At 32.8% G+C, this 26,595-nt stretch carries 22 protein-coding genes and 2 pseudogenes; 9 read left to right on the top strand and 15 right to left on the bottom strand.

From position 1 onward, the window contains the following. Positions 1 to 284: 284 nt before the first annotated feature. Positions 285 to 2,375, bottom strand: a complete 2,091-nt coding sequence (locus tag LQU93_RS01630; protein WP_229932142.1) for a TonB-dependent receptor domain-containing protein — start codon at positions 2,373 to 2,375, stop codon at positions 285 to 287. A gap of 458 nt (positions 2,376 to 2,833) precedes the next feature. Here LQU93_RS01630 and exbB point away from each other — a divergent pair, with 458 nt between their 5' ends. The 5 genes and pseudogenes from exbB to LQU93_RS01605 all read left to right on the top strand — a co-directional run. Then, positions 2,834 to 3,262 (top strand): TonB-system energizer ExbB, encoded by a 429-nt coding sequence (exbB, locus tag LQU93_RS01625; protein ID WP_229932141.1) that lies wholly within the window; start codon positions 2,834 to 2,836, stop codon positions 3,260 to 3,262. Continuing rightward, entirely contained in the window at positions 3,249 to 3,632 is a 384-nt protein-coding gene (gene exbD / locus LQU93_RS01620; RefSeq protein WP_229932140.1) for a TonB system transport protein ExbD, read from the top strand. The genes exbB and exbD overlap by 14 nt, the downstream gene beginning before the upstream one ends. Further along, positions 3,598 to 4,353 carry an energy transducer TonB gene (locus LQU93_RS01615; protein WP_229932139.1) on the top strand — a complete coding sequence of 252 codons (756 nt, stop codon included), beginning with the start codon at positions 3,598 to 3,600 and terminating at the stop codon, positions 4,351 to 4,353. The genes exbD and LQU93_RS01615 overlap by 35 nt, the downstream gene beginning before the upstream one ends. 59 nt (positions 4,354 to 4,412) lie before the next feature. Next, positions 4,413 to 6,341, top strand: coding sequence for a ribosomal protection-like ABC-F family protein (gene abc-f / locus LQU93_RS01610; RefSeq protein WP_229932138.1), 1,929 nt, complete (start codon positions 4,413 to 4,415; stop codon positions 6,339 to 6,341). Positions 6,342 to 7,555: 1,214 nt separating this feature from the next. Then, a pseudogene (locus LQU93_RS01605) lies at positions 7,556 to 7,935 on the top strand (IS1595 family transposase); the annotation flags it as partial. A 540-nt stretch (positions 7,936 to 8,475) separates the two neighbouring features. Here the strand turns inward: LQU93_RS01605 and rpsR are convergent. From rpsR to LQU93_RS01575, 6 genes are all read right to left on the bottom strand, one after another. Next, positions 8,476 to 8,736 carry a 30S ribosomal protein S18 gene (gene rpsR / locus LQU93_RS01600; protein ID WP_229932137.1) on the bottom strand — a complete coding sequence of 87 codons (261 nt, stop codon included), beginning with the start codon at positions 8,734 to 8,736 and terminating at the stop codon, positions 8,476 to 8,478. A gap of 14 nt (positions 8,737 to 8,750) precedes the next feature. Then, the gene (locus tag LQU93_RS01595) at positions 8,751 to 9,308 is read right to left on the bottom strand and encodes a single-stranded DNA-binding protein (RefSeq protein WP_229932136.1); all 558 of its coding nucleotides are present in this window, start codon (positions 9,306 to 9,308) and stop codon (positions 8,751 to 8,753) included. A gap of 9 nt (positions 9,309 to 9,317) precedes the next feature. Beyond that, positions 9,318 to 9,746 (bottom strand): 30S ribosomal protein S6, encoded by a 429-nt coding sequence (rpsF, locus tag LQU93_RS01590; protein WP_229932135.1) that lies wholly within the window; start codon positions 9,744 to 9,746, stop codon positions 9,318 to 9,320. A 95-nt stretch (positions 9,747 to 9,841) separates the two neighbouring features. Next, positions 9,842 to 10,834, bottom strand: a complete 993-nt coding sequence (holA, locus tag LQU93_RS01585; RefSeq protein ID WP_229932134.1) for a DNA polymerase III subunit delta — start codon at positions 10,832 to 10,834, stop codon at positions 9,842 to 9,844. Next, positions 10,827 to 12,740, bottom strand: a complete 1,914-nt coding sequence (locus tag LQU93_RS01580) for an RNB domain-containing ribonuclease (RefSeq protein ID WP_229932133.1) — start codon at positions 12,738 to 12,740, stop codon at positions 10,827 to 10,829. Before LQU93_RS01580 ends, holA begins: the two co-directional genes overlap by 8 nt. Further along, entirely contained in the window at positions 12,737 to 13,555 is an 819-nt protein-coding gene (locus tag LQU93_RS01575; protein WP_229932132.1) for an HDOD domain-containing protein, read from the bottom strand. Before LQU93_RS01575 ends, LQU93_RS01580 begins: the two co-directional genes overlap by 4 nt. Positions 13,556 to 13,692: 137 nt before the next feature. Here LQU93_RS01575 and ilvC point away from each other — a divergent pair, with 137 nt between their 5' ends. From ilvC to LQU93_RS01555, 4 genes are all read left to right on the top strand, one after another. Next, a complete protein-coding gene (gene ilvC, locus LQU93_RS01570; RefSeq protein WP_229932131.1) occupies positions 13,693 to 14,715 on the top strand; it encodes a ketol-acid reductoisomerase in 1,023 nt (340 codons plus the stop codon). A gap of 117 nt (positions 14,716 to 14,832) precedes the next feature. After that, positions 14,833 to 16,074, top strand: a complete 1,242-nt coding sequence (locus LQU93_RS01565) for a divergent polysaccharide deacetylase family protein (protein ID WP_229932130.1) — start codon at positions 14,833 to 14,835, stop codon at positions 16,072 to 16,074. After that, positions 16,071 to 16,853, top strand: coding sequence for a DNA-processing protein DprA (dprA, locus tag LQU93_RS01560; protein WP_229932129.1), 783 nt, complete (start codon positions 16,071 to 16,073; stop codon positions 16,851 to 16,853). Before LQU93_RS01565 ends, dprA begins: the two co-directional genes overlap by 4 nt. Before the next feature lie 2 nt (positions 16,854 to 16,855). After that, positions 16,856 to 17,680, top strand: coding sequence for a YihY/virulence factor BrkB family protein (locus tag LQU93_RS01555; RefSeq protein WP_229932128.1), 825 nt, complete (start codon positions 16,856 to 16,858; stop codon positions 17,678 to 17,680). Here LQU93_RS01555 and LQU93_RS01550 read toward each other — a convergent pair. From LQU93_RS01550 to LQU93_RS01515, 8 genes and pseudogenes are all read right to left on the bottom strand, one after another. Beyond that, positions 17,627 to 18,817: a ComEC/Rec2 family competence protein gene (locus tag LQU93_RS01550; protein ID WP_229932127.1), complete on the bottom strand. Its 1,191-nt coding sequence runs from the start codon at positions 18,815 to 18,817 to the stop codon at positions 17,627 to 17,629. The two genes, LQU93_RS01555 and LQU93_RS01550, sit on opposite strands and share 54 nt — an antisense overlap. 50 nt (positions 18,818 to 18,867) lie before the next feature. Further along, positions 18,868 to 20,274, bottom strand: a complete 1,407-nt coding sequence (locus tag LQU93_RS01545) for a replicative DNA helicase (RefSeq protein ID WP_229932126.1) — start codon at positions 20,272 to 20,274, stop codon at positions 18,868 to 18,870. A gap of 133 nt (positions 20,275 to 20,407) precedes the next feature. Continuing rightward, positions 20,408 to 21,466 (bottom strand): flavodoxin-dependent (E)-4-hydroxy-3-methylbut-2-enyl-diphosphate synthase, encoded by a 1,059-nt coding sequence (gene ispG / locus LQU93_RS01540; protein ID WP_229932125.1) that lies wholly within the window; start codon positions 21,464 to 21,466, stop codon positions 20,408 to 20,410. A 59-nt stretch (positions 21,467 to 21,525) separates the two neighbouring features. After that, positions 21,526 to 22,497 (bottom strand): DUF1574 domain-containing protein, encoded by a 972-nt coding sequence (locus tag LQU93_RS01535; RefSeq protein WP_229932124.1) that lies wholly within the window; start codon positions 22,495 to 22,497, stop codon positions 21,526 to 21,528. A gap of 84 nt (positions 22,498 to 22,581) precedes the next feature. After that, positions 22,582 to 24,041 (bottom strand): annotated as a pseudogene (locus tag LQU93_RS10070) (MBOAT family O-acyltransferase). Positions 24,042 to 24,064: 23 nt separating this feature from the next. Continuing rightward, the gene (locus tag LQU93_RS01525; RefSeq protein WP_229932123.1) at positions 24,065 to 24,508 is read right to left on the bottom strand and encodes a fatty-acid--CoA ligase; all 444 of its coding nucleotides are present in this window, start codon (positions 24,506 to 24,508) and stop codon (positions 24,065 to 24,067) included. A 32-nt stretch (positions 24,509 to 24,540) separates the two neighbouring features. Then, on the bottom strand, positions 24,541 to 26,121 hold the full coding sequence (serA, locus tag LQU93_RS01520) for a phosphoglycerate dehydrogenase (protein ID WP_229932184.1): 1,581 nt from the start codon (positions 26,119 to 26,121) through the stop codon (positions 24,541 to 24,543). Next, complete coding sequence (locus tag LQU93_RS01515; RefSeq protein WP_229932122.1) at positions 26,115 to 26,594, bottom strand: hypothetical protein; 480 nt, start codon at positions 26,592 to 26,594, stop codon at positions 26,115 to 26,117. The genes serA and LQU93_RS01515 overlap by 7 nt, the downstream gene beginning before the upstream one ends. Between the last annotated feature and the right edge of the window lies 1 nt (position 26,595).

The raw sequence follows: 26,595 nt of genomic DNA, 5'->3' as shown, positions 1-26,595 counted from the left end.
ATGGCTCTTATTAGTTTTGATTTCTTAAATTTGTTTGGGGGTGGTTTTTAACTTCGCTTCGCTCGTTACAAGATGATAACTCAAACGTTATCCCTATGAATAACTTCGCTTTATTCGTTGATTTGCATTTTGTTATAGTCTATTTTATGGTGCTTTTTGTGAGCTTTTGTGTGATTATCATCTTGATGTTTATAGATAAATTTACTGAGATTTTTTATAAAATTTCGTGGTTTTGATATTAAAATATCTTAGCGTATTAAAGGGGCATTATAACCCCTTTAAATTTAAAATTTGTAAGAAACACTTACTTTAAAGTTTCTGCCTGGTTCCCAGTCTATACTTGTGCTATCTCCTGTATAATCAGCCGTTCTTTGCGAGTGTGAAGCATAAGTTTTATTAAACATATTATATAGTCCAGCATTTATCTCAAGTCCTTTAAAACGACCTGAACTTGGCATATAAGTAGCGTAAATATCGCTTACTGCATAGCTTGGCATTTTTATATTTTTGCCACTATAATCGCTTGCTGATACTGTATTTTTTGATTTAAAAAATAGCAAGTTATATCCTAGCAATAAATCAGCTTGAGGTATTGTGTATTCGGCATTAAATGTATATTTATCGCCTTGATCGCGGTAACCTATGATGTTTGACGTTAGGTAGCTTGTGGTTTTTTGACCGCCACCGCCACCGCCACCGCCACCGCCGCGACCACGACCATTTGTTGTCACAGCTACTCTATCTTTATATTTAACTTTTTGATGAGTATATCCAGCTGCAAGGCTTAGATTATCAAGGTATAATCTAGCAAAAAGCTCAACTCCATCTATCGTAGCACCACCGGCATTTACCCTACAAAGTGCACCTTGTCCGTTAGGGCATCCTACTATTCCAGCGTTTGCGTTATTATCAACTATTAGATTTTTATATTTTGTGTTAAAGTATTTTGCCATAAAGCTAAAAGATGAGTTTTGTGAAAATTCAGTTTTGTATCTAGCACCTATCTCATAAGCATCGCCTGTTGTGGCTTTTAATGAGTCGTTTGCAGCCCAGTTTTGTGCCTTGCCTCTACTTGATCCACTTGCCATCATGCTTTCCATGACGTCAGGTCCTCTAAATACTCTTGCATAACTAGCAAATGCACTAAATCCATATCCAAAGTTATAATCAAGTGCAAAAGCTGGAGTAATTTCATTAAATTTATATTTATATCCGCTTAAATTTCCTGTTTTTCCGTTGTATGTTTTTAGCTCATGTCTTTCGTATCTTACGCCTGGTGTTAGCGTTAAGTCGCCATATTTTATGGCATCTTCAAGATATAGTGAATAGTTATTTACTTTTTCAGGTGTATTGTTGCCTGGTTTTACAAAGTTTTTGCTCTGATAGTAATCAAACCCATACCTTAAAGTGTGAGCAAAATCTCCAGTTTGTAATTTTGTCTTTGCACCTATTTTAGCACCAGTTGTCTCTACGCCCCATTTTACGCCGCTATTTGTTGATCCTATGCGTTGGTGTTTTGTGTGGTATATGGTATTATCAAGCTCAAAATTTTCATTTGGAGCGTAGGTGTATTTTATAGTATGAGTATCACGCTCATATTTTCTATTATCTAGTTGTCCATCTATCCATGAGCCAAACTCTGCACGCATAGGATACTGACCTTTGTATTGCATATGTTCTTTTGAAAGTGAAATTTTATGAGAATCTAAAAAGCTATATCCAACCTTAAATAGATAATTTATATCATTACCATCTCCACCTGATTTTTTGCGATTACCAGCTTTGCTAAAATCATACCCATAGTGTTTAAACGCCGCAAGTAAGTCTAAGCTCTCAAGTGCACGAGCATACACCATAGCACTTTGAGAAAAACCCTCGTTGTTGCTTGTATAGCCCATTTTTAGCTTAGCACCGATGTCTTGCCCATCTTCAAGCAAATCGCTCGCATCTACTGTTTTAAATGCTACTGAGCCACCAAGTGCACCAGCCCCACGCACAACTGATTTTGAACCTACTTCAACCTCAACTGCTTTGATTAACTCAGGATCTATTAGCAAATCTGCATTATGGTGGAATGTATTTCCGTTTTGTTTAGCACCGTCGATAGTGATATTTAGACCACGATCGCTTACGCCACGCATGTAAATTTTCTGATTCATTCCGTTTGTGCCACCGACATATACGCCTGGAATATCACGGAAAACATCTCTTAAAAGTGTAGCGTTGCGAGTTGTGATTTTTGATTCATCAACACTTGCATAACCCCCCCCCGTGGATGTAACTTCGATAGCATCAAGAGATACGTTTTGGTTAGAAAATGCAACGCTTACAAATATCGATGCAACTAATGAAATTTTGATTGGTTCAAATTTCATTTATGACTCCTTATTTTAAAAAATTGATTTTAATATTCATTTATTAAATTCGAATTATAATATATAAATTATAAACAAAAATGAAATATAAAATATAAAATTTTAAATACACTATTGTAATATATGCTGTAAATAACGATATAATAGGAGTATTTACATAAAATAAATTTATTATAAAATATTTACAAATTTATAACATTGTGGATATTAGTCGCTAATACTTACTATCAATTTTATTAAAATTCGCATTTTGTATTGCCAATTGTAAATGATTTTATAAAAATTTTATAATAATTGTGCTAAATTTTCACGAAATTTTGTAGTTGTTATCTATCTTGTTAATAAAATATTAATTTTAATTGAGCTTTTTATTATCATTTAGCTATTAATTTTGATACTAATTGACATCGGTTATTATTACAACTATAAGTGTTATACTAAAATATTAAAGGATTTAGATGGATTTTGTCAAAAGTAATGCTGAGCATATTATCATTGCTATTTTGGGGATTATGAGTTTTATTGTCGTATGGTATGCTATAGAACGTATTATTTATTACTCTAAGGTTGATATTAATAAATTTTCTAGTTATGATGCACTAGAAGAGGCTCTTACAAAGAATTTGACTACGCTTTATATTATCTATTCAAATGCTCCATATATTGGACTACTTGGAACGGTTGCTGGTATTATGGTTACATTTTACGATATGGGTATGGCTGGTGGCATAGATACTAAGAGTATAATGGTGGGTCTATCATTAGCACTTAAAGCTACTGCGATAGGTCTAATGGTGGCTATTCCTACACTTATGATTTATAATGGCTTTAATAGAAAAGTTGATGTTATCTTAAATAGATATAAGGCATTAAATGAGACTAAATAAAAAAGACGGGCTAAATGTCGTTCCGTTTATAGATATTATGCTGGTTTTGCTTGCTATTGTGCTTTCTATATCTACATTTATCGCACAGGGCAAAATTCAAATAGACTTGCCTAGTGCTGAATCATCGCAACAAGACAAAGAAGATGATAAAAAGATGGTTGTCGTCGTTGATAAAGATGATAAATTTTTTGTAGATGATGTTGAAGTGAATGAAGAAGAGTTAAAAACAAAACTTACAGAAGTGGATATAAAAACTTTAATAGAACTAAGAAGTGACAAAAATGCAAAATTTGATAATTTTGTCAAGATCATAGATGTTTTAAAGGGAAAAGGTCATGAGAACTTTGCAATCTCAACACTCACAGAGTAAAGCGGCTAATGCCAGCGGCTTTGCAATATCTTTTTTATTGCATTCAGCAGCGGTTTATTTTTTTATTTTTCATAATCCGTTTGTACTGGTAAAGCCAGTAGAAGATGCACCAATAAAGATAAGTCTAAATGTCTATAAGCCAGTCACTGCACCAGTGCAAGCACCTGAGATTACGCCACCTGTTGCACCACCTGAGCCTATAGTCACGCCACCAGCACCGCCACCTGAACCAATAGTCAAAAAAGAAAAACCAAAGAAAAAACCAGATCCTTTAAAGAAAGTCGCTAAAAAACCAGAGCCAATGCCTGAACCAATCGTTGCCAAAGAGCAACCAACTCCACCAGCTCCGCCTTCGCCACCAGCACCTCCAGTAAATGCTACTCCTGGACCAGTTGCAAAACAAGCAACAGCACCTACAATAGGCGAGTTTAATCTGCAAAGTTCGGCTGGAGATGAGAATTTTGGCAAAATTAGAAAAGCGATAGAAAAACATAAAAAATATCCTAAAAATGCACAAAAAATGCGTCAGCAAGGCATAGCTGAAGTGAGATTTATATATAAAAAAGATGGTAGTGTAGGTGACATACAGATAATTAAAAGCTCTGGATATACAAGCCTTGATGAAAGTGTGATAAATACCATACAAAAAGCTAGTAAAGACTTTCCTAAGCTTGATATTGACTATCGCATAACTATACCAATTGGTTTTAAATTGGTTTAATTTATCAAATTTAAATACTCATTTTGCTAAAATATCTCCTTTAAATTCAAGGGGATATTTTGGCACTCATTGACTTAATACAAATAAGCAAGAAATTTGGCAGTAATGAAATTTTAAAAGAGACTAACTTTAGTTTGCACGAGGGTGAGCGAGTAGCTATCATCGGAAAAAATGGTGGTGGCAAAAGCACTTTGATGAAAATCGTAAGTGGTGAATATGATGTCGATAGCGGACGTGTTATTCGTCAAGGTGATATAAATGTAGAAATGCTATCTCAGTCTCCAAAATTTAATGATTGTTTAAGTGTAAAAGATGCATTAAATGACGAGCTAAAGCATATATTTAACGCACGTGATGAGTATGCTAAAATCACACAAAGATTTGATAGTGAGCCTGAAAATACTGAACTTCATGCTCGTGCCGAGGCCTTATATAAATTTATAGAATCAAAAGATGGTTGGGATATCGAGCGAAGCATAGAACAGGTTTTGGTGCAATTTGGCTTAAAAGAGTATGAAAACCGACTAGTAAGCAGTCTAAGTGGTGGCGAGATACGCCGTGTTGCGCTTGGTGCTTTGATACTAAAAAAACCAGATATTTTGTTACTTGATGAGCCTACAAACCATCTTGATGTTTATATGGTTAGGTTTTTAGAAAATATGCTTAAAAACTCAAAGCAAACTATTTTATTCATCTCTCATGATCGTTATTTTATAGATGCTATTGCGACAAGAAGCATTGATATAGATGAGTGCAAGATACGTAGTTTTGATGGTGGGTATGCGTATTATATAGCCAAAAAACAAGAAATTTTGCAAAGTCTAGCAAAAACTCATGAGACACTTTTAAAGCAATTAAAAAGTGAAGAGGAGTGGCTAAGACGTGGCGTAAAGGCTCGTTTAAAGCGCAACGAAGGGCGTAAAGAGCGAGTTTTGGCTATGCGTGAGGAGGCTAAGAAAAATCCTGGCATTATACGCAGGGTTAAGCTTGAGCTTGAAAGAGCGGTTAAGAGTTTTAATCATGGCGGATTAAATCAAAACCGTAAAAAAATGCTTTTTGAGATCAAAAATCTTGGCATGACAATGGGTGAGAAATGCTTATTTGAGGGCTTTAATGCAAGAGTGCTTCAAGGCGAACGAATAGCAATAGTTGGACGAAATGGCAGTGGCAAAAGCACACTTATAAAAATCATGTTAGATGAGCTAAAACAAACTAAGGGCGAGATAAAGCGTGGAGATGTGCGTATAGGGTATTTTGACCAGATGCGTTCAGAACTAAGTGATGATAAGAGCTTGATTGAGATTTTTTGTCCAAATGGTGGCGATATCGTGCAAGTGCGTGGGCGAAATATGCATGTTTATGGCTATCTTAAAAATTTCTTGTTTCCAAAGGAGTTTTTAGATAAGCCAGTTGGTGTGTTAAGTGGTGGCGAAAAGCACAGAGTTGCACTTGCGCTTTTATTTACCAAAGAGTATGATGTGCTAGTGCTTGATGAGCCAACAAATGACCTTGATATAGCTACTATAAATATACTTGAGGAGTATTTGCTTAGCTTTACTGGAGCTATTATATTTGTCAGCCATGATAGATATTTTGTTGATAAAATAGCAACAAAGCTTTGGGTATTTCATGCTAAAGAGATAGAAGTCGTGCATAATGAGTATAGTGCTTATCTTGAGCTAGAAGATGAGCTTGGCGAAATAAATGAGTATGAGCGTGAAATATCAACTAGTCAGCAAGCAACAAGTAAGCAAAAAACAAATTCTAAATTAAGCTATAAACAAAGCAAAATTTTAAACGAATACCCAGATTTAATAGAGCGTTTAGAAAGTGAAATAGCGTCTTTGCAAAATGATTTAAGCAATCCTGAAATTTACCAAAAAGTAGGCATAGTCGTGATAAATGATGAGCTTGAGAAGAAAAAAGTTGAGCTTGAGAGATTGGAAAATGAGTATTTTGAAGTGCTTGAGATAGCCGAAAATTTATAAAAGAGGTGCAATATACAAAAAGCTTGATAGTTGCTAGTTTTGTAATAAAGATTGCCGATAAAATTTGCTTTTGTAAGCTTAAAACTATTTAGATGATATTTAAAAATAGTGACAATAATAGGCAAAAACTAGCAAATGTGCTTATTGCCAAAAAGCTTTTAATTATTGCGATAATGATAAAATATATAAAAATTTAAAAATTATAAAGTATTTTAGTAGAGATTTAAAGGTAATAAGATTGCAAATTTATAGGAATTTCAAGGCAAAGTTTATTAAAAAATTAATAGCAAGAGAGTGTAAAAACAAACTAAACTTTGTAAAGAGATAAAATAAATAAGAGTTATTTTAAAACCAAACTAGTGCGTTAAGCTAGTAGTAAAATCCGTATTTGCCCGCTTTGTCACCCACAAAACTTATCTTACTGCGTTTGTTACCCTTTTTGCTTTTATTTTTTAAGATTGAGAAATTTTAAAAAACATCACTTCACCACCGCTTTGATTAGTTTGATTTTCTTTTACGATTACTGCTCTCATTCTTTGGTTTAATGGAAGTTTTTATGCCGAGTGCTTCGCTTGGCTTTTGTCGCTACCATCATTCTTTGGGGCTTGAGAAGTTTTAAACAAACATCACTTCGTGAGCACTTCGCTTGTTCTATACTGATTTAAAATCTGCAAAATTTCTAAATTTATTTAATTTCAGAATTTAATTTATGCAAAATTTTTAAGCAAATTTGCATTAATGGCAAAAAAGCACGAGAAAGCAAGTAAATTTAGTGATGAAATAAAAAATTAATGAGAGTTATTTCAAAGCAAAAATAGTGTGCGATAAAAGATGTCGCACAGCTAGTGGCAAAACAAGCTGTATCTGGACTTTTAAAAAGAAATGGCAAGGTTTAGTAAAAACTGTTTTGCAAACGAATTGTTGATTACGGTGTAAAAGCTTATTACATAGTAAAACATTGCAAAAATGAATTTGCAAAACAAGCGTAGCGTTCGGCGTAGTCGATGTTTCTTCAAAACAAGCGTAGCGTTTTACGAAGTAAAATGTTTCCTTGAAAACTTCTCAAGCCCCAAAGAATGATGATAGCAACCAAGGTCAAGCGGAAGCGATGGCGGATAAAACGAGACAGGTTTCTTTCTTGTGCTTTAGCACTCTCTTTTAGAAAACAAGTATAACGCGTTCGGCGTAGCTGATGTTTCTATAAAACAAACGAAGTGCTTTTGCAAAGCAAAAAATGTTTCTGTGAAATTGTTAAAAATTGCTCGGCAAGTGAGCTTTTAGAGTATTTAGAGCTTGAATATTTAATTATTTTTAGTAATACTTAAAAAACTTATAATGGCTTGGTTGATTATGGCGCTAAGACTCATTATAGAGTTAAACACTGTAAGAACAAGTTTGCAAATGGTAAAATCATATAAATGCAATAGAGAGTTTTTGTGCTTTTGCAAAGCATAGATTAAGCAAATTTAAAGGCACAAAAAGAGATAACTTTTTGTTGCACTTAAAAGAGTGTGAGCTTAGATTTAAAACTTGCGAAAATCTCTATCAAATTTTACTAAAATTGATAATAGAAAATAGGGTTAAGTTAAATTGATTCAAATTAATTTCGCTTACATTCGCTGCTTTACAAGAGAGTCTTAAAAGAAATAATTTAGTTAAAACTACTTCACAAATGAGTTATTTGTCTATACTGTGCAAATATTAAAAACTTTTAAACTCTGTATTTTACTCTGATACAGCAAAAGATTTATGATGATTTGATTAATTAAAAAACAAAGGCTTGTTAAATTTTAACAAGAAATAAATAGCAAAAACCATATAAACAAAATTAAGATTTTTTGGTTTTGCTTAATTTGCTAATACAAATAAAAAGAAAGTAGTTAAAGCATAAAATAAGAAAATTTAAATGGACAAAAAAGATAGTTTTGTATTACACTATTTCTTAATAAAGCAATCAATATAGCGAAGTTAAATTTTATATCAACATTAAACTCTTATAAGTATCGTAGATAAAATATGATTAAATTAAATTAGTAAAATAGTTTTAAATCCAACTCACTCAAAAAAAACTATACCATAACAAAGTGCATATCTGCTTAAATCCAATAAACTTTGGATTTAAGCAAAATCTTAATTATAATCCTTCAAATGGATTTGCAACTACATCCTTGCGATCCACAATGTATGGTATGATAGCTGCGTGTCTTGCACGTTTTATTGCTTTTTCTACCATTTCTTGATACTTTTTAGATGTGCCAGTTAAGCGTCTTGGCATGATTTTAAATCTTTCTGATAAACAATACTTTAACAGTGAAGTATCTTTATAGTCTATAAAATCAATCTTAGCCTCTGTATATTTGCAATATTTGCGTGAATATTTTCTTTTTTCTGCCATTTTTTTATCCTTTTTTAAAACGGTATAGTTTCGTCTTCATATTTATCGACGTCAATTTCAGGGGCGCTTTGCATATAATCATTTTGTTGTTGTCTATTTTGATTATAGTTTGAGCTATTTTGTCTTTGATTGTTTTGGCTATTAAAATTAGAACCTTGCTGATTATAACTACCTTGATTGTAGCTATTTTGATTGTTGTAGCCAAAATTAGCCTGATTATTTCCAAAACCTTGACTTGCCCCACCTTGCTGTGTGCCACCTAGCATTTCCATATTTTCTACAACTATGCTGTGCTTGCTTCTGTTTTGTCCGTTATTATCCGTCCATTGATCAAATTTCAAACGACCTTCAACTAAAAGCTTACTGCCCTTGTTTAAGTATTGATTTGCTATCTCGGCTTGTTTTCCAAAAAATGAGATGTCAATAAAGCATGTTTCTTCACGTTTTTCGCCGTTTGTAGTAAAACGTCTAGTTACTGCTATTCCGGTATTGCCAATAGCAGAACCGTTTGTTGTATATCTTAGTTCGATATCACGTGTTAAGTTTCCTACTAAAACTACTTTATTAAACATCGCTTATCCTTATTCTTGTGTGAAGGTTTTTTCGTCTATTTTTTCAGCTTTTGGCTCACGTGGTGCTTTTGGCTCACGTGGCTCACGACTCTCTTTTTTGATTGTTTGTCTTATACCTTTACATAGTCTTTCCCATGCAGCAATTTCGCGTTTGTTTTCATATTTTACGCTTAAAAACCTAATGATATCTTCACTGATTCTAACATTTCTTGTTAGCTCAGCTAGTAGTGCCGGAGGCGCTTTGTAATAGATTACAAAATATGTTCCACGCTCGTATTTTTCGATGGTATATGCTAGTTTTCTAGTTCCCATCTCTACAACAGTAGCTATTTCGCCACCATTTTTTGTAATGACTTCTTTTACGAAATCAACTCTAGTCTTTACTTCTTCCTCTGTAAGCGTTGGCTTTAGGATGAATAAAAGCTCATAATGTCTCATGTTTTCTCCTTGTGGATATTTAGCCTATTTTGACTTGGATTAAAACAGGCAAGGATGCTTAAAATAAGCAACTTGGGATTATATCTTTATATTGCTTAATTTTTTCTTGAAATAATATTTTGCAAACGCAAAAGCACAGATATAAGATAGCTTGATTTATCTATACTTGGCTTTGTTTTTATGTCAAAATCAGCTGCATTTAACGTAACAAAAATATCTTGAAATTTATTTAAACTTATCGACAAAGATTGCTGTTTTAATTGGTTTATTATGTGGGTTGGCGGAGTATATCCAAGTACTTGTTTTATATCAAATTTTCCATGTATCTTAATATATGTATGAAGCTTAAATAGTCTATAAAATGCTGAGTATAAGGCATTTATAAACATTATTTCATTAAAAGATGCTTCGCAAATAATATCAAAAAAATCATCTCTAATATCTTTATTTGATAAAATTTTATTAAAAAATGTCTCAAAAGGCACACTGCTAAGTCCGCTTACAAGATTTTTTACAATATTTTGATCAATATCAATATCTAAGTTTTTTAGTTTATTTAAATCTGCCACACAAAGATATAAATTTTCATTGTGTATAAAATAGATCTCATACAAGGCACTTTGTGTAATATTTAGTGAAATTTTTCTAGCATGATTTGCAAGTAAAGTTATCGCTTCATTTTGATTTGATGGCTTAAAAAATCTTGCAAAATTTACACCAAAGATACGTGCGGTTTCACTAACTAGCTTTGCATCGCTATCATAAATCTCAAGCAAAAATTTCGCACCATTATCGCGCTTGCATATATCAACTAGCTCTTTTAACTCTTTTGATGGTATTTTTTTATCTGTTTTTATATGAAGTAAATTTTCATCACCAAAAAGCGACATTTCCGATAGATGTGACTTAGCCCTAGCAAAATCATACTCATCAAAATACTGTACTAAAACATTTGTATTTTCGCTCTTATAAAGAGCCGAAATTTCACTACCATAGCTCTCTATTTGATACTCATCAACCCCAAACAAAAAAAAATGATTTGCGATAGTTTTGGTCTGCAAAAGCCTATCTAGATCGCTTCTATACATCTTTATACACTTTGCCAAAAATTTTAGCAGTTGCTATGTCAGCTTGTATTATTTGTATATAAATTTCGCTTAAAAGCGGTGCATAATAATTTGCGACAAATATCCTAGCTCCTTTTAATTCATCATCTAATTTAGCAATTAAAATATTTTGATTTTCAACGACATAGCATTTTACGATTTTGCCTATATTTTCAGACGCCCATCTAGCAAATTTTCTATCCATAAAATCATACGCAACCTTGTCAGCTTCTCGCTCAAGCTCACTTAAACTTACGCAAGTATTTGAGATATTTAAAAGCAAATAATTATAAAATTTCTCATCTTTTTTTAAATTTGCTTTTAGAAGTCTGTGTAAAATCAGATCAGAATACCTTCTAATAGGGCTTGTAAAATGAGTATATCTATCAAAACCAAGTCCAAAATGACCCAAATTTTCACTAGCATATTCTGCTTTTTTTTGTGCTTTGATAATTAGCTTATCAACCTCTTCTCTTATGCCCATTTCATCGGCTTTTATTTGTATTTTTCTGATTAAATTTGCCAAATCACTCTCATAAACATACTCAAGTCCAAGCGTAGCCAAGTCATCAAGTAGGTTATATATCTTTTTTAAATCTGGTGGAGTATGATTGCGAAAAACACCCTTTCTTATGCGTTTTGCCGCGGCAACATTTGCTAATAGCATACAGTCCTCAACAAGTTGATGAGAACTAGTATCAGTTTCAAACCTTGTAGCCTTTATCATTTCGTCATCATCCAAACTCATTCTAAGTTCATTTGTGCGAAAATCAAATGCCGTTTTAAGTCGTCTTTTGCGTAGAATTTTAGTCACATTATAAAGCGGCTTAATCCATGAAATTTCACTTTTTTGATTGCCTTTTAAAATTTCATCGATCTCATCGTAGTTAAAACGTCTTTTTGATAGTATAATCGCCTCTATCAAATCCTCTTTTACTACATTTAAATTTTCATCTAATGAAATTTTAAAACAAAAAGCTAGTCTTGGCTCATTTGGTTTAAGCGAACATATATTCTCACTCAATGCCCTTGGCAACATTGGCACTGATTTGTGTGGAAAATATATAGAAAAACCACGATTTTTGGCTTCATTGTCTATGCTATTATACGCACTTACATACTCGCTTACATCGGCAATTGCAATATAAATTTGACGATTTTTTTCGTCAAAATATATAGCATCATCAAAATCTTTTGCATCAACTGGATCAATTGTCACAAAATCCAAATCTTGTAAATCCACTCTATCTGGATACATACTAGGATCGACTACGTCGCCCCACGCCCTAGCCTCATTCTCGCATTCATCTGAAAATTTATCGTTTTTATTATAAGTCGCTAATGAAATTTTCTCATCACTTTTTGGATCGTTTATATTGCCAATTACTTCAATTATCTCATTATTTACATTATTTATTTTTAGCAAAGTCCCAAATTGAAGCAACTTTAGGCTCTTTTGCGTCGCTTTTAATGCTATGCTAAGTCCAGTTTTTAAACTTACCCCAAGCACGGCTTGACCAAACTGTTTCGTATAGACAAGACTTGTTTCATTGGCTAATTTTAAGCTTTGCACCACTTTAGCATTTACTCTTGATTTTTTAGTGCGTAAAATTCTAGCTAAAACTATATCGCCAAAATGTGCATTATTTAAGTTTTTATTTTCTATTATTAGATCTTGTTTGAAGCGTTCATCGTATGCTATTAAATACCCAGTGCCATTACTTGATATATCTAGTTTTCCGCACACAAAGCCATTATTTAGATAAAATTTTCCTTTGTGTTCGCTCACGGCTTTTAGATTGATTAAGTTCCTAAGAATTTGCTTGTTTTCGTTTGAGATTTCCCTTTCAAACACGCCATTTAAAAGGGAGTATAAAAAATCTTTCACAGATTATCTTTGACTTTTGCAGTTGCCATTAAAAACGTATCATGATCATAACCATACTCATCAAGCAGCGGAAGTGTATTTTGTATGCTTACTTCATCGATTTGATTAAATATATTTATAGCAGTTTTAACTACTTTTAACGCCCTTGCGTAATCCTTAATGTGCTTTGGAGCATCATCAGGCTCATTTGAGTATAATATGGCACCAACCAACTCACTCTCTAAATTCCATTGTTCAAAAATTTTAGCCGTTATCTCTTCATTTGTTATTTGCAAAAAATCACTCTCAAGCATCACTAAATCACTTGGATGAGTAAGTTCTTTTATTTTTGATTTAAAATCTACATCAAAACCGCTCTCAAGTATCTCTTTTGCCATTACTATCTTTCCAACTTCTAGCATAAACGATGCTGGGGATAATATCTCTAAGTCTTTTGGTTTAATTTTTGTATACCAATTATACATCAATGCATTTTGCATCATCGAGATATTTAAAAAATCATGAGATGTGATAAGATAAGGATCAAGATTTATAGAAAAACTTCTCTTAATAGCACTAGCTAGTGCAAATCCACGCACAGTTGCCATACCAAAAAGCGATATCGCACGAGCAACCGTTGTTACCTCTTTAGAAAACCCATAAAGTGGAGAATTTGCAGAATGTAATATGTTGGCAGTAAGCATTGGGTCTTTTTCTATTACCTTTGTTAGGTCATTTATGGAGCTATTTTCATCAGAGCAAATTTGTTGAACCCTTATCACTGTATCATCAAGTGGTGGAAGTGTTTTTATCTTACTATAAATAGAGTCATTCATCTTTTCTTCTTTTTGCTATAAAATTTTTATCGCATTTTATCTAAACAAAACTTAAATTAATTAAATTTAAATATTTCAGCGATATTTGAGATGAATATATGTATAATCACGAATTAATTTTCATAACAGGAGTTAAAATGGCAGTAACTGTTTATTATGACAAAGACTGTGATTTAAGCATCATCAAGAGTAAAAAAGTAGCCGTTATAGGCTTTGGCTCACAAGGTCACGCACATGCCGAAAATTTACGTGATAGTGGAGTAGATGTCGTAATTGGACTTGCACGTGGCGGAAAAAGCTGGGGTAAGGCTGAAGCAAAAGGCTTTGAAGTAAAGACAGTCGCTGAGGCTACAAAAATAGCTGATGTAGTTATGATACTAACTCCAGATGAGTTCCAAGCTGAAATTTACAAAAACGAGATCGAACCAAATCTAAAAAATGGTGCAGCAATCGCATTTGGACACGGATTTAATATCCATTTTGGACAAATTAAAGCACCAGAAAATATTGACGTAATTATGATCGCTCCAAAAGCACCAGGACACACAGTAAGAAATGAATTTGTAAATGGCGGTGGTATTCCAGACTTAATAGCAGTAGAACAAAATGCAAGCGGCAAAGCAAAAGAGATAGCTCTAAGCTATGCTTGTGCAATAGGTGGTGGCAGAACTGGAATCATTGAGACTACATTTAAAGATGAAACAGAAACCGATCTATTTGGCGAACAAGCGGTATTATGTGGCGGACTTTGTGCGTTAGTAAATGCTGGGTTTGAAACGCTAGTAGAAGCTGGATATGAGCCTGAAATGGCATATTTTGAGTGTTTGCATGAGCTAAAACTAATTGTTGATTTAATGTATCAAGGTGGCATGGCTGATATGCGTTACTCTATCTCAAACACTGCTGAATACGGTGATTATGTAAGCGGTCCTCGCGTTATAAACGAAGATAGCAAAAAGGCAATGAAGGAAATTTTAAAAGAGATTCAAAATGGCACTTTTGCTAAAAATTTCGTCCTTGAAAAAACAACAGGATATGCTAGAATGAACGCTGAGCGTGGCATTGCCGAAAGAAGCCTATTAAATAAAACCGGAAAAAAACTTCGTGCGATGATGCCATGGATTGGTGCAAACAAACTAATAGATCAAAACAAAAACTAAACCTTGGCAAAATCCACAACAAAAAGGCGTCCTAAAAAAAGCACTAAAGGCTTAAATGGACGCCTAAAAACATACATTATCTTATCCTTAGTAACTTTGGGCTTAGTAGGACTTTTTGTGCTATCTTTTTCACATTTTTATAGTGTTACCCCAAAACAAAACGAAACAATAATAGTAAATGAAAATATACAAAAGCTAAGTCAAAACGAAACAAAATCAGAAAATAATAAGCAAAATTTCAAAAAAAATATCAGTTTTAGCAAAGATGAAAATTTAACTAAAATTTTTACAGACCCAAAAAACAAAGATGAAACAGTCGCTCTATCAACACAAACACAAAACAAACAACAAAAAACACAAAGTGATAAAAATGTGCAAAAAGAGCAGACAAAAATCATATATAAATCACAACAAAATCCTGAAAAATCAAAACAAGAGCTAAAAATACCAGAAATCAAAAAAGAGCAAATTTCGCCATCAAAAGATAAAATAATTATAGCCGATACAAACGTATCAAAAAAACCAAAATTTGAAAACAATAACACAAATAAAACAGAACAAGAAAACATAATAAAACCAACAATAACTCAAGAAAAACAAGATAGCAACATAAGCAAGGAAAAACCAAAACAAAACCAAAAAGAGAGCAAAAAAGACTCAAAACAACAAAAAAAAGATATAAAAAAACATATAAAAGGTGAAAAACCAAAGCTTGTAATAATAATAGATGATGTAGCCACAAAAGAACATGTAAAAATGATACAAAAAACTGGACTTAAGCTAACGCCATCCTTTTTTCCAAAAACTACTGCATCGCCAAACACACCATCTTTAGCACGTGATTTTCAATTTTATATGATACATCTTCCACTGCAAGCAAAGTTCGATAAAAATCCAATGCCAACAACAATAAAAACAGATGAGAGTTATGATAGCATCGATAAAAAAATATCACAAATTAAGCAAGATTTTAAAAACGTAAAATATATAAACAATCATACTGGCAGTAAATTTACATCAAATCAAACAGCGATGGATAGACTATATAAGGCATTAAACAAATATGGGTTTATTTTTGTAGATTCACGCACAAGTGCAGACACACAAGTGCCAATAATTGCAAAAAAATACAACAATCCTTATATATCAAGAGATATATTTTTAGATGACTCAAATGAGCTACAAAACATAAAAGCACAACTTGATAATGCAATCGCCAAAGCCAAAAAATACGGTTATGCTATCGCAATCGCTCATCCTAGAAAAAATACAATGCAAATAATTAATCAAAACAAGGATCATATTATAAAAAATGTTGATGTTGTATATTTAAACGAAATCATAAAGTATTACGAATGAATTTAATAAACCTAGATGAGCTTTCAGACGACTTAAAAAGATTAAAAAATCCACCCAAAAAACTAAATTACCTAGGCAATAAAAATTTACTTAGCATGAATAAAGTCGCAATAGTTGGCTCACGCAAAGCATCAGCATATACAAAAAATATGGTTCAAAATCTAGCCTATGCTTTAAAAAGCTATAGTGTTTGCGTAGTTAGTGGTGGTGCATTAGGCGTAGATATCACAGCACATGAAGCAGCATATCCATACACTATAGCCGTTTATGCAAATGGGCTAAATATACTCTACCCTCGCACAAATTCCAAAATACTATCACAAATCAATCAAAATGCTTTAGCTATAAGCGAATATGAGCCAGACAAAACACCATTACAGCATCAGTTTTTAGAGCGAAATCGCATAGTTGTTGCACTTAGCAAAGCACTTGTAATCGCACAAGCCGATATAAATAGCGGTTCAATGCAAAGTGCAAGAATAGCCCATGAAATCGGAGTGCCAATTTATGTATTGCCACAACGATACAATGAAAGCAATGGAACAAATAAGCTATTAAAAGATGGCAAGGCGACATTAATAGATGATATAGATGAGTTTGCTATGAAATTTAAATCAAACTATATTTTAAAGCTCAAAGAAAAAGATGAAATTTTAGAATTTTGCAAATATGGTGTGAGTTTAAACGATGCCTTAAATAAATTTGGACAAATAATTTATGAATACGAACTAGATAATAAGTTAATCATAAATAATTTAATCGTAAAAACAAAAGGATAAAAATGAAAGAAAAATGCAAAAAATATATTAAAATTTTAAAAGACATAAAAGACAACAATATAAACATGTATGCCTCTAGTCTTAGCTTTCATACAATTATGTCAATTATCCCACTTCTTTTAATCACTCTTTCGTTATTTACACAAATGCCAGTTTTTACAGAATATTATTCAAAAATAGAAGAATTTATCTTTAACTCAATGCTTCCAACGCATCAAGATGTTATGAGCAAATATTTGCAAAATTTTATGAAAAATAGTGTAAATTTAGGCATCATGGGCTTTGTCGCTGTTGTTTTTACAAGCACAATGTTTTTTACACAATATGAAAGGATAATCTTAAAAATAACAAAAGCAAAAAAACGAAGCTTATGGAGCCTGGTTAGTTCATACTGGACACTTTTAACGCTGGCTCCAATGGGACTTGCTCTTAGCTTTTATCTGTCTAATTTAATTCAAAATTTACTAAATTCAAACCAATACACAAGTGGCTTGAATTTCTTAAGTGTCTTTCCATATCTTGTGATTTGGATAATGTTTTGCGTGGTTTATCTAATAAGCGTAAGCGAACCTATGCGTTTTAAAAATGCACTAATTGGTTCATTTGTAGGCTCACTGGTGTGGTATCTAGGAAAAAGTGCATTTGTTTATTATGCTATGAGCAACAAAACATACTCAAGCATTTATGGTTCATTTTCAGTTATGTTGTTTTTTATACTGTGGGTATATGTGTCGTGGATTATTTTTTTATATGGGCTTAAAATAGCTAGTTATTTAGAGCAAAAACAAAAATGTCAAAATGCCAATAAACAAAACAGTAATGCTTAAAAATTTTGATCTGATAGCAAATATGCTTAAAATATTATAAACAATAAATTCAAATGTTGAAATTTCGGCATTTACATGGTTTAAATCCGTAGCAAGAAATTTTAACAATATCTCATCCATAAGCCAACCATATCCAAAAATATGCAAAAGCACACTTATAGGATAAAACAACAAAAATACGAAATTTAACCCCAAAACACCAAATTGTTGAAAACTAATAAGAGGAAAAAAGTATAATACACAAACTTGCATTACAAAAAACATATAGATATTTAGACAAAAAATATGAGCCATTTTCCCACAAACATCTCTAAAATGATGCAAATATAAATATATATAAAAAACGCCCATAACAGACAGATAAAATCCAATATTTAAAATCAAAGACGGATAAACACATATACAAATTGCAACAACTATAAAAAGTGTCTCAAAACTTAAAATTTTAATATTTTTATAAGCAAAATAAAATCCTATAAGCACCAAAACAAATGCCCTAAAAAAGCTAGGCACAACGCCTAAAATCAAAAAGTAACCACTTAAAAATAGCAATGATATACAAAAAATATCTATCTTAAAGTTGCGCCAAGGACAAAATCTAGCATAAATCATCTTAAAAGCAGGCATTAAAAACAGATAAAACACGCTCAAAATAAAACCCAAATGATATCCGCTAATAGCAATCAAATGCGATGCACCCCATTTTGTAATCTCGCTTCTAAGCTCAGATGAAATAGGCTCAGCAAAATACAAAGCTGTGTAAAACTCTGAAATTTTACTATTTTGATGCTGTGAAGCGATGAAATTTATAGCTTTGTCTTTTGTGTTTTTTGCTAAATTTATGCTAGAAATTTTAGATGTTGGCATATAAAATCTACCTTTTAAATAACTAGCAAACGTCACATCAAGGGTAAAAATTTCAACTCTTACATAATCTGAAATTTTAGTATTTTTAGTAGCAACAGTATAAAAAGAGTATTTTTTAGCATCTAAGAGCAAAACTCTGTATTTGTTGCCATTTTTGTTTCTTTTAAAATAATCACGCTGTATTTTGGCAACTATTTCATGCTCATTTAGTTCCAAAAAGTCTTGATATTCTCGCCATTTTAGATAGATATTGGCACTAAAAATTACCAATAAAACTAATAAAAAATATAAAAATTGCCTTAAATTTTTAAATAGTGGCACTAGCCATTAAACTCAACAATCTCATCAGGCTCAAAACTAGGATCAACAAATCTAGTAAATCTACTATGAAATTTCACATCAACATGCCCTGTCTCACCGTTTCTATTTTTGCCGATAATAATTTCTGCATTTTCTTCTAGTTTATTTGGATTAAATTTTGAAACATACTCTTTGCCATCTTTTTTGGCTTGTTCTGCTTTTTCTTTTTCTTCACGCTCTAAATAGACATTTTCACGATACACAAACAACACTACATCAGCATCTTGCTCTATCGCACCAGATTCACGCAAGTCACTCATCATAGGGCGCTTATCTGCCCTACTTTCCAATCCACGATTAAGCTGAGATAGTGCAATAATAGGCATATTTAACTCACGTGCTAAAAGCTTTAATCCACGCGAAATATCAGCAATTTGCAAATGTCTTTCACTAAAATTGCTAGTGCTTGTCATAAGCCCAATATAATCAATAACACAAAGCGAAATTTCAGGATTTGACGCCTTTAGTTTGCGCATTTGTGTTCGTATTTGATGAATATTTGCTTCACCACTATCAAACACAAATAGTTTTTTATTACTCATATACTCACACGCATCAGTCATTCTAGCTATCTCATCATCGCTCATTTGCGAATTAATGATTGATTGAAGTGGGATTGAAGTCTTAGCTGAGAGCATTCTCATCATAATCTGCTCCGCTGGCATCTCTAAAGAGAAAAACACGACACCCTTGTCTGCTTCAAGCACATGTTGCATAAAATTTAAACAAAGCGTAGTTTTACCCATCGCTGGACGAGCAGCTACGATTATCAAATCTCCATTTTTAAAACCATTTGTTTTTTGATTTAGCATATGAAAGCCAGTATTTAACCCAACACTATCTTTATTTTTTGCACGCTCTTTTAGATACTCAATAACATCATTTATTATCTCTGGAGACTTTTTCATCACCCCTTGACGAGTTGCATCAGTTAGTGAATATATATCTGATGAAATTTCATCGACAATATCACGCGTAGCTCTATCTTCACTCACTTTTTCTGGAACTTTTTGAGCTAATTTAACCAAACCTCTCTTAATTGACTTTTCTTTTAATTCTTTTGCATAACTTATAACATCAACTATTGCGTTTATATCAAAAATTTCCACCATTACTGACTCATCATAAGCCATACCAAGCTTGTTTTTTATAAATCCTGTTGCAACTGGTTTATTTTCATTTAAGCACTCATTCATCGCTTTATATATATCAGAATGTGCCTTTAAAAAGAAGTCTTGCGGTTTTAAAATATCAATCAAGTCACCTAAGATATCGGCATTTAAAAAAATAGAACTAAGTATTGCACGCTCCATATCAAGGTCATAAAGGTTGTGCATATCTATGTTTTCAAATTTTGCTTTTGCCATATTTTTCCTTTTGTTTTGGCGGCTTAAATTTGCCTTACTTTGCCGCCTTTACTTGTTTTATATTTTGCCTAATACAGCTAAATTTAGCTCTAAAACCAAGCCAAATTTCTTAAAATTTCAGAGCGATTTAAACTCACGCTCTTGATTTTATCTCATCATCAATCTCAGCCAAAAAGCGATCGACTAGCTCGGCTTCTTTTAGCTTTGCTACAACCTCGCCGTGACGCATTATAAGCCCATCACCACGCCCAAAGGCTATCGCTACATCAGCACCTTTTGCCTCTCCAATCGCATTTACCACACAGCCCATTACGCTCACATTTAATGGCTCTTTGATGTGCTTTGTTTTTTCTTCAACTAGCTTTACAGCCGCCATCAAATCCGCTTGCAGCCTCCCACAGGTCGGACACGAGATGATATTTAGCCCCTCACGCTGACGACCGCTATCTTTTAGGATCGCTTTTGCTACTTTAATCTCCTCTTCAAGCTCTCCAGTTATACTAACCCGCATCGTATCGCCAATACCTTCCATCAAAAGTCCACCAAGTGCTATGGCTGACTTTATGGTCGCGTGAAATGTCGTTCCAGCCTCAGTTACACCAAGATGAAATGGATAATGAACCAGCGGACGAAGTGCCCTATATGCCGCCATAGTCCGCTCGACATCGCTTGATTTAAGCGAAATTTTAATGTCTGTAAAATCAAAATCTTCAAGCAGTTTTATATTATACAGCGCACTTTGCACCATAGCTTCAACACTGCGACCATACTTATCTTCAAACTGCTTTTCAAGTGAGCCAGAATTTACGCCGATTCGTATCGGTAAATTTCGCTGCTTACACGCATCAACGACCGCTTTGATGTGCTTTGCTGAGCCGATATTGCCAGGATTTATACGGATCGCATCGACAAATTCACTCACGATCACAGCATAGTTGTGATTAAAGTGAATATCAGCCACGACTGGTAGCGGACTTTGAGCAACCACTTCGCGAAGTGCGATCGTGTCTTCTTTATCAAAAACCGCACAACGCACGATGTCACAACCAGCAAAATAGAGCCGATTTATCTGCTCTAATGTGCCTTTTACATCCTTTGTCTTTGAAAATGTCATTGACTGCACGGATATCGGAGCGTCTCCACCGATCTTTACATCTCTGATTTTAATCTGTTTTGTTGGGTATCTTTGCAAAATTTTGCCTTTAAATTTTTGTGAGATATTAGCTAAATTTTGTTTTTATTATGATAAATTTACTTAAATAAATCTGTAAAAATTTTAAAATAAGCCTCTTGCAAAGGGTGCATTCCATCTATAAAATAAGAGTCGTCAAGATTTAAAATATGCGGATTATGCGATCCAAAAAGCTTAATGTTTTTATCTTTGGCAAATTCAATCAGATATTTTTCAATATCATTTATAATCTTATATTTTGCATTTTGAGATAAAAAATCATAAACATAAGGGTGATATTGCAAAAGATAAATATAGACATTTATGCCATTTTCTTGCAAGAATATTATAAATTTTTCAAATAACTCCCTTTCGATATTTTTAAAATTTACCAAGCCATAAACATCGCCTTTGGTGTATGCGACTGCCTCATGTTTAACCTTTTCGGGATTTAAAGATCTTATTTTGTTATACCTAGCTCCATCGGTATCTATTACAAAATCGTCAATCTGTATAGTGTTTGAAATATAAAAATTTAAATCCATATTATTATAGTTTTTAATTGCATATTCAAGCGAAAAGAGATATAAAAAATTTTTAAATATTTTATTTTTATTATCTTTACTTTTTATGGCTAATTTTTCCAACATCTTTTGATACTCATCATAAATAAAGACAAATCTAATCTGTCCATTATAAAAGTTAAAAATCCAAGGATCAACTCCGATTATGATATTTTCAGGGAATTTGTTAAATTTATCTAGATAAATTTGGGTAATTGCCACATAATCACCAGAAACTGTATAATTTTTAAAAGGAATAAATTTCTTAGAAAACATATTTTTAGTTACAAGCATCGTTCTAGATGAGCCTATGGCAATGGTTTTTGCCTTTACTGTGGCGTGGTTTAGCCTGTGTTTTGTTAAAATTCTATCATCATAGTCTTGCATTCTGGCGACTATTTTTCCATTTTCTAACTCAAATGCAGCCCTCGCTAAAAAATTTTTATCGCTTGAAATAATTCCTAAGCTATCGACCTTAAAATTAAACATAAAAATAATAAAAATAATAAAAATAAAACAAAACGATATAAAAAAGCACAAGACTAGCCATTTTTTAACAGACATTTTTAGACCTCAAAAATTAAAATATAAAAACTCAGAGATTTTATTTAACGACAAAGCAAACAAAGCAAGGCAAAATCCACAAAATATAGAAGTTGCAACACCAAATTTTAAACATACTATTTTTTCAATGCTATTTTTAAAATATAAAATAAAAACAAAAGAGAGTATAAGATATATGATTAAATTCTTACTATCATTATTTGCAATAGCTGTAAGCCAAGCTCCACTTTCAATACCCAGCTGACCCAAAAAGCAAATCTTACAAAAAATGTTGGCACGACTACTCCGCTAAGCCCTGCCATACCCTTTATTACCTTTATTGCATCATCAAATTCCTTTGCACGGAAAAATATCCAAGCAAAATTTACAAAGTTAAATGTAATAAACCAAGCAAGAATTTTATTCATCTTTATCCCAAATGAAGTCCAAAATCTATGCACTACAAGCGCCAAGCCATGCAAAAATCCCCAAAATACAAATGTCCAGCCAGCTCCGTGCCAGATGCCACCGATTATAAAAGTAGTCATTAAATTTATATATGTTCGTGCTTTTCCTTGGCGATTGCCACCAAGTGGGATATAGATATAGTCTTTTAAAAACTTACCAAGTGTTATATGCCATCTACGCCAAAACTCTTGAATGTCAAGCGATTTATAAGGAGAGTTAAAATTTATCGACAGACAGATATTAAATAGCAGTGCTACACCGATTGCCATATCACAATATCCACTAAAATCAAAATAAAGCCCAAATGTATAGCTAAGGCTAGTAGCCCAAGCTTCAAAAAATGTCAAAATTTCTGCCTTATCAAAGCCGTTTGTTGCCCAAACAGCAAAACTATCAGCTATGACAACTTTTTTAAATAGTCCAACAGAAAATATAAAAAGTCCAAGTGCGATATTTTTATAGTTTATGAGTTTGTTGCGAATGTTTGCAAATTGCGACATCATCTGTTTGTGATGAACGATTGGTCCCGTGATAAGCTGTGGGAAAAATGTAACGAAAAGTGCGTAATCTAATAAGCTATAGCGGTGCGCCCCCCCCGCTAGACATATAGACTAAATAAGCGATTTGTTGAAATGTAAAAAAGCTAATAGCAAGTGGCAAAAGTAAATTTAGCCTTGAAATGTCGGAGTTTAGGGCAAAATTTAGGTTATCTATGAAAAAATCGGCATATTTAAAATAGCCAAGCAGAGCCAAATTTGCACTTATACCAAAGATTAAAATTTTTCGTTTATTTGGACTATTTTGGCTACTAATCAGCTTTTTGCTAAGCAAAAAATTAAAAATCATAGAAGCCTAAAATAAGCACAAGATAAAGCACATTCCAAAAGGCATAAAAAAACAAAGATGAAGCAACCAAAAAGCCTTTAGCTAGGATATGATAAGGCGTTTTTGTTTAGATAAAAATAGCCAAAAAATACAATTGGCAAAAACAAAAATATAAATTCATATGAGTTAAAAAGCATATGGTCTCTTTCTTAAAACAATTTTATTTTCTATTTTTACGCTGTTCTATGCCTGTTTGTTCATATTGATCTATGTCTACGGCGTAGGCTGGATTTTTTACTTTACTTTCTTTGTTTACAAAACTTATAAGTTTGGCATCAGTATTTTTATGACTAGCAACAAGCAAAACAAAATCCAAATAAAGCTTTGCCTCATTACTAAGTTCGTTGCCGGTTTTAGGCGGAAAGGAGAATTTTGTAAAAATTTGCGATAACCTAAATAGATCGTTTCTGCTTATATTATTGTCGCTAACAAGCTGCAAAAGCTCATTTATACCAATCTCTTTATCTGCACTTAATTCAGCTTTTGAAGTTGTTTTTTTATTAGACACAAAACCACTGCTTAAGTATTGTCTAACGGCAAATATCAAAAGCCCAAAAAGCAAAATAAATATAAAAATCAAAAAAACAATGATAAAAATTCTCATCTAAAGCCTTGATATTAATTGCATCTCATGTATTATATAGAGACGTATGATACCCAAACACACACTTCCAAAGCGTTTAGTTTAGCCAATAGCTCTTTGCTAATTTTTTCATCAACAAGTATAACCGCAAGTGCCTTGCCGTAATTATCACGACCCAAGCGAAAATCTGCGATGTTGATATTTTCAGCTGCCAAAAGCGAACTAATTTGTGCGATTACGCCTGGTATATCGTTATTTTTAAAGATTATCATCTTACCTTTTGGTTTAAAATCCGTCTTAAAGCCATTTATCTCGACTATACGTTGTTCGTTTTCATTAAAAACAGTTCCACGAACTATGGCAACATCTGTTTCTGTTACTATTTTGACTGAAATTTTATTTTTAAATACACTGCTTCCAGATACACTAGTATCATAGATTATGCCTTTTTCATCACATATAAATTTAGCATTAACATAGTTTATCTTCTCGCCCAAATGCTCCTTTAAGGCACCAACAAGTGCAAAAGTAAGCATTGATTTTACGTATTGGCTTATCTCACCATGTGCTTCAACATGGATTGATTTTATGGCTTTTTTATTAATCTGAGCGGCTAAAAAAGCCATTTTGCTTGTAAGTTCGATATATGGTGATACAAATGGCGGTAAATCTTCTGTTTTAATTGGTAAATTTAAAGCATTTGGATAGCTTATCCCACGTGCTGCACTTATAGCCGCTTCCACAGCTTGAATAGCTATATTTTGCTGGCTTTCAACAGTATTTGCACCAAGATGAGCTGTCACACTGACATTTGGTAAATCAAGCAAAGGGTGATTAGTAGCTGGCTCTTTACTAAACACATCAATTCCAGCAAAGGCTATCTTGCCACTTTTTAAGCCCTCATATAAAGCTTCTTCATTATACAAGCCGCCACGAGCAACGTTTATCAGCCTTACTCCATCTTTCATTTTATATATTTCATCTTTGCCTATTATATCTGTAGTTTCTTGGTTTTTAGGCGTATGGATAGTTATAAAATCACATTGCAAAATATCATCAAAATTTTTAGTATAAACCCCACCCATATCAACAACTTTAGCCGGATCAATATATGGATCGTAAGCTATTATTTGCATACCAAATGCTTTTGCACGAGCCGCCACACGTGAGCCAATATTGCCAAATCCTATAACGCCCAACTTTTTGTCAAAAAGCTCGACCCCATACCATTTTTCACGCTTCCAAATTCTATGTTCTTTTAAATCATTATGAGCATAAGGAAACGATCTAGCAGCAGCCAACATATGTGCCATAGTTAGCTCAACAGCAGCAATTGTGTTTGCAGTAGGAACGTTCATAGCGATTATGCCACGTCTTGAGCATCCATCAATATCGACATTATCCACTCCAACACCAGCACGAACAACAGCTTTAAGTTTTTTTGCAGAACTTAAAAATTTTTCATCAACATCTGTTGGACTTCTTGTAATTGCAACATCCGCCTCAGCCAACATACTATATAGTTCGCTTTTTGGAGTATTTACAGCATCAATTATATTTAAATCGTCTTCTTTTTTAAGTAATTGTATTGCGATTGGATGCAAAGCGTCACAAACAATAATGGTTTTCATAATCTTACCTCTGTTACGTTTGATTGTATATTAAAATTTCTAAGTTCCGTTATAATTTTACTCAAAATTTCTGAATCAGTTGTATTTAAAAATATAAGGCTTTGCACACCGTCTTTAACAACCATAAAATCAACATTTGCATTTCTTAAAGTCTGAGTAACACAAAACATAGAGTAAATATCATTTTTGTTTATGTTTAGTTGATACGCAGTTTTGCTTTGCTCTTTTATAGGTCTAGCATACTCGATATATATCTCATTCGCAGCTAATGAGTAGTCTTTTTTAGTAACATTTGCCAACTCACTCATCCAACTTTTATTTTTATTTACATTGGTTTTATTTAAATTTTCAGTAAAATTTTCAGTTAAAAGTGGCTCTGGATTAGTTTGATTTGCAAACTTAAACAAAGCCACGCAAATAACCCCCAGCACAAGAAGCAATAAAACAACTACAGCTAAAAGGGTGTATTTTTTCATT

The organism is Campylobacter majalis, assembly GCF_905120465.1.
Classification (GTDB): Bacteria; Campylobacterota; Campylobacteria; order Campylobacterales; family Campylobacteraceae; genus Campylobacter_A; species Campylobacter_A majalis.
Note: the sequence above shows the minus strand (reverse complement) of the source record. Positions and strands in the feature narration are given on the sequence as shown.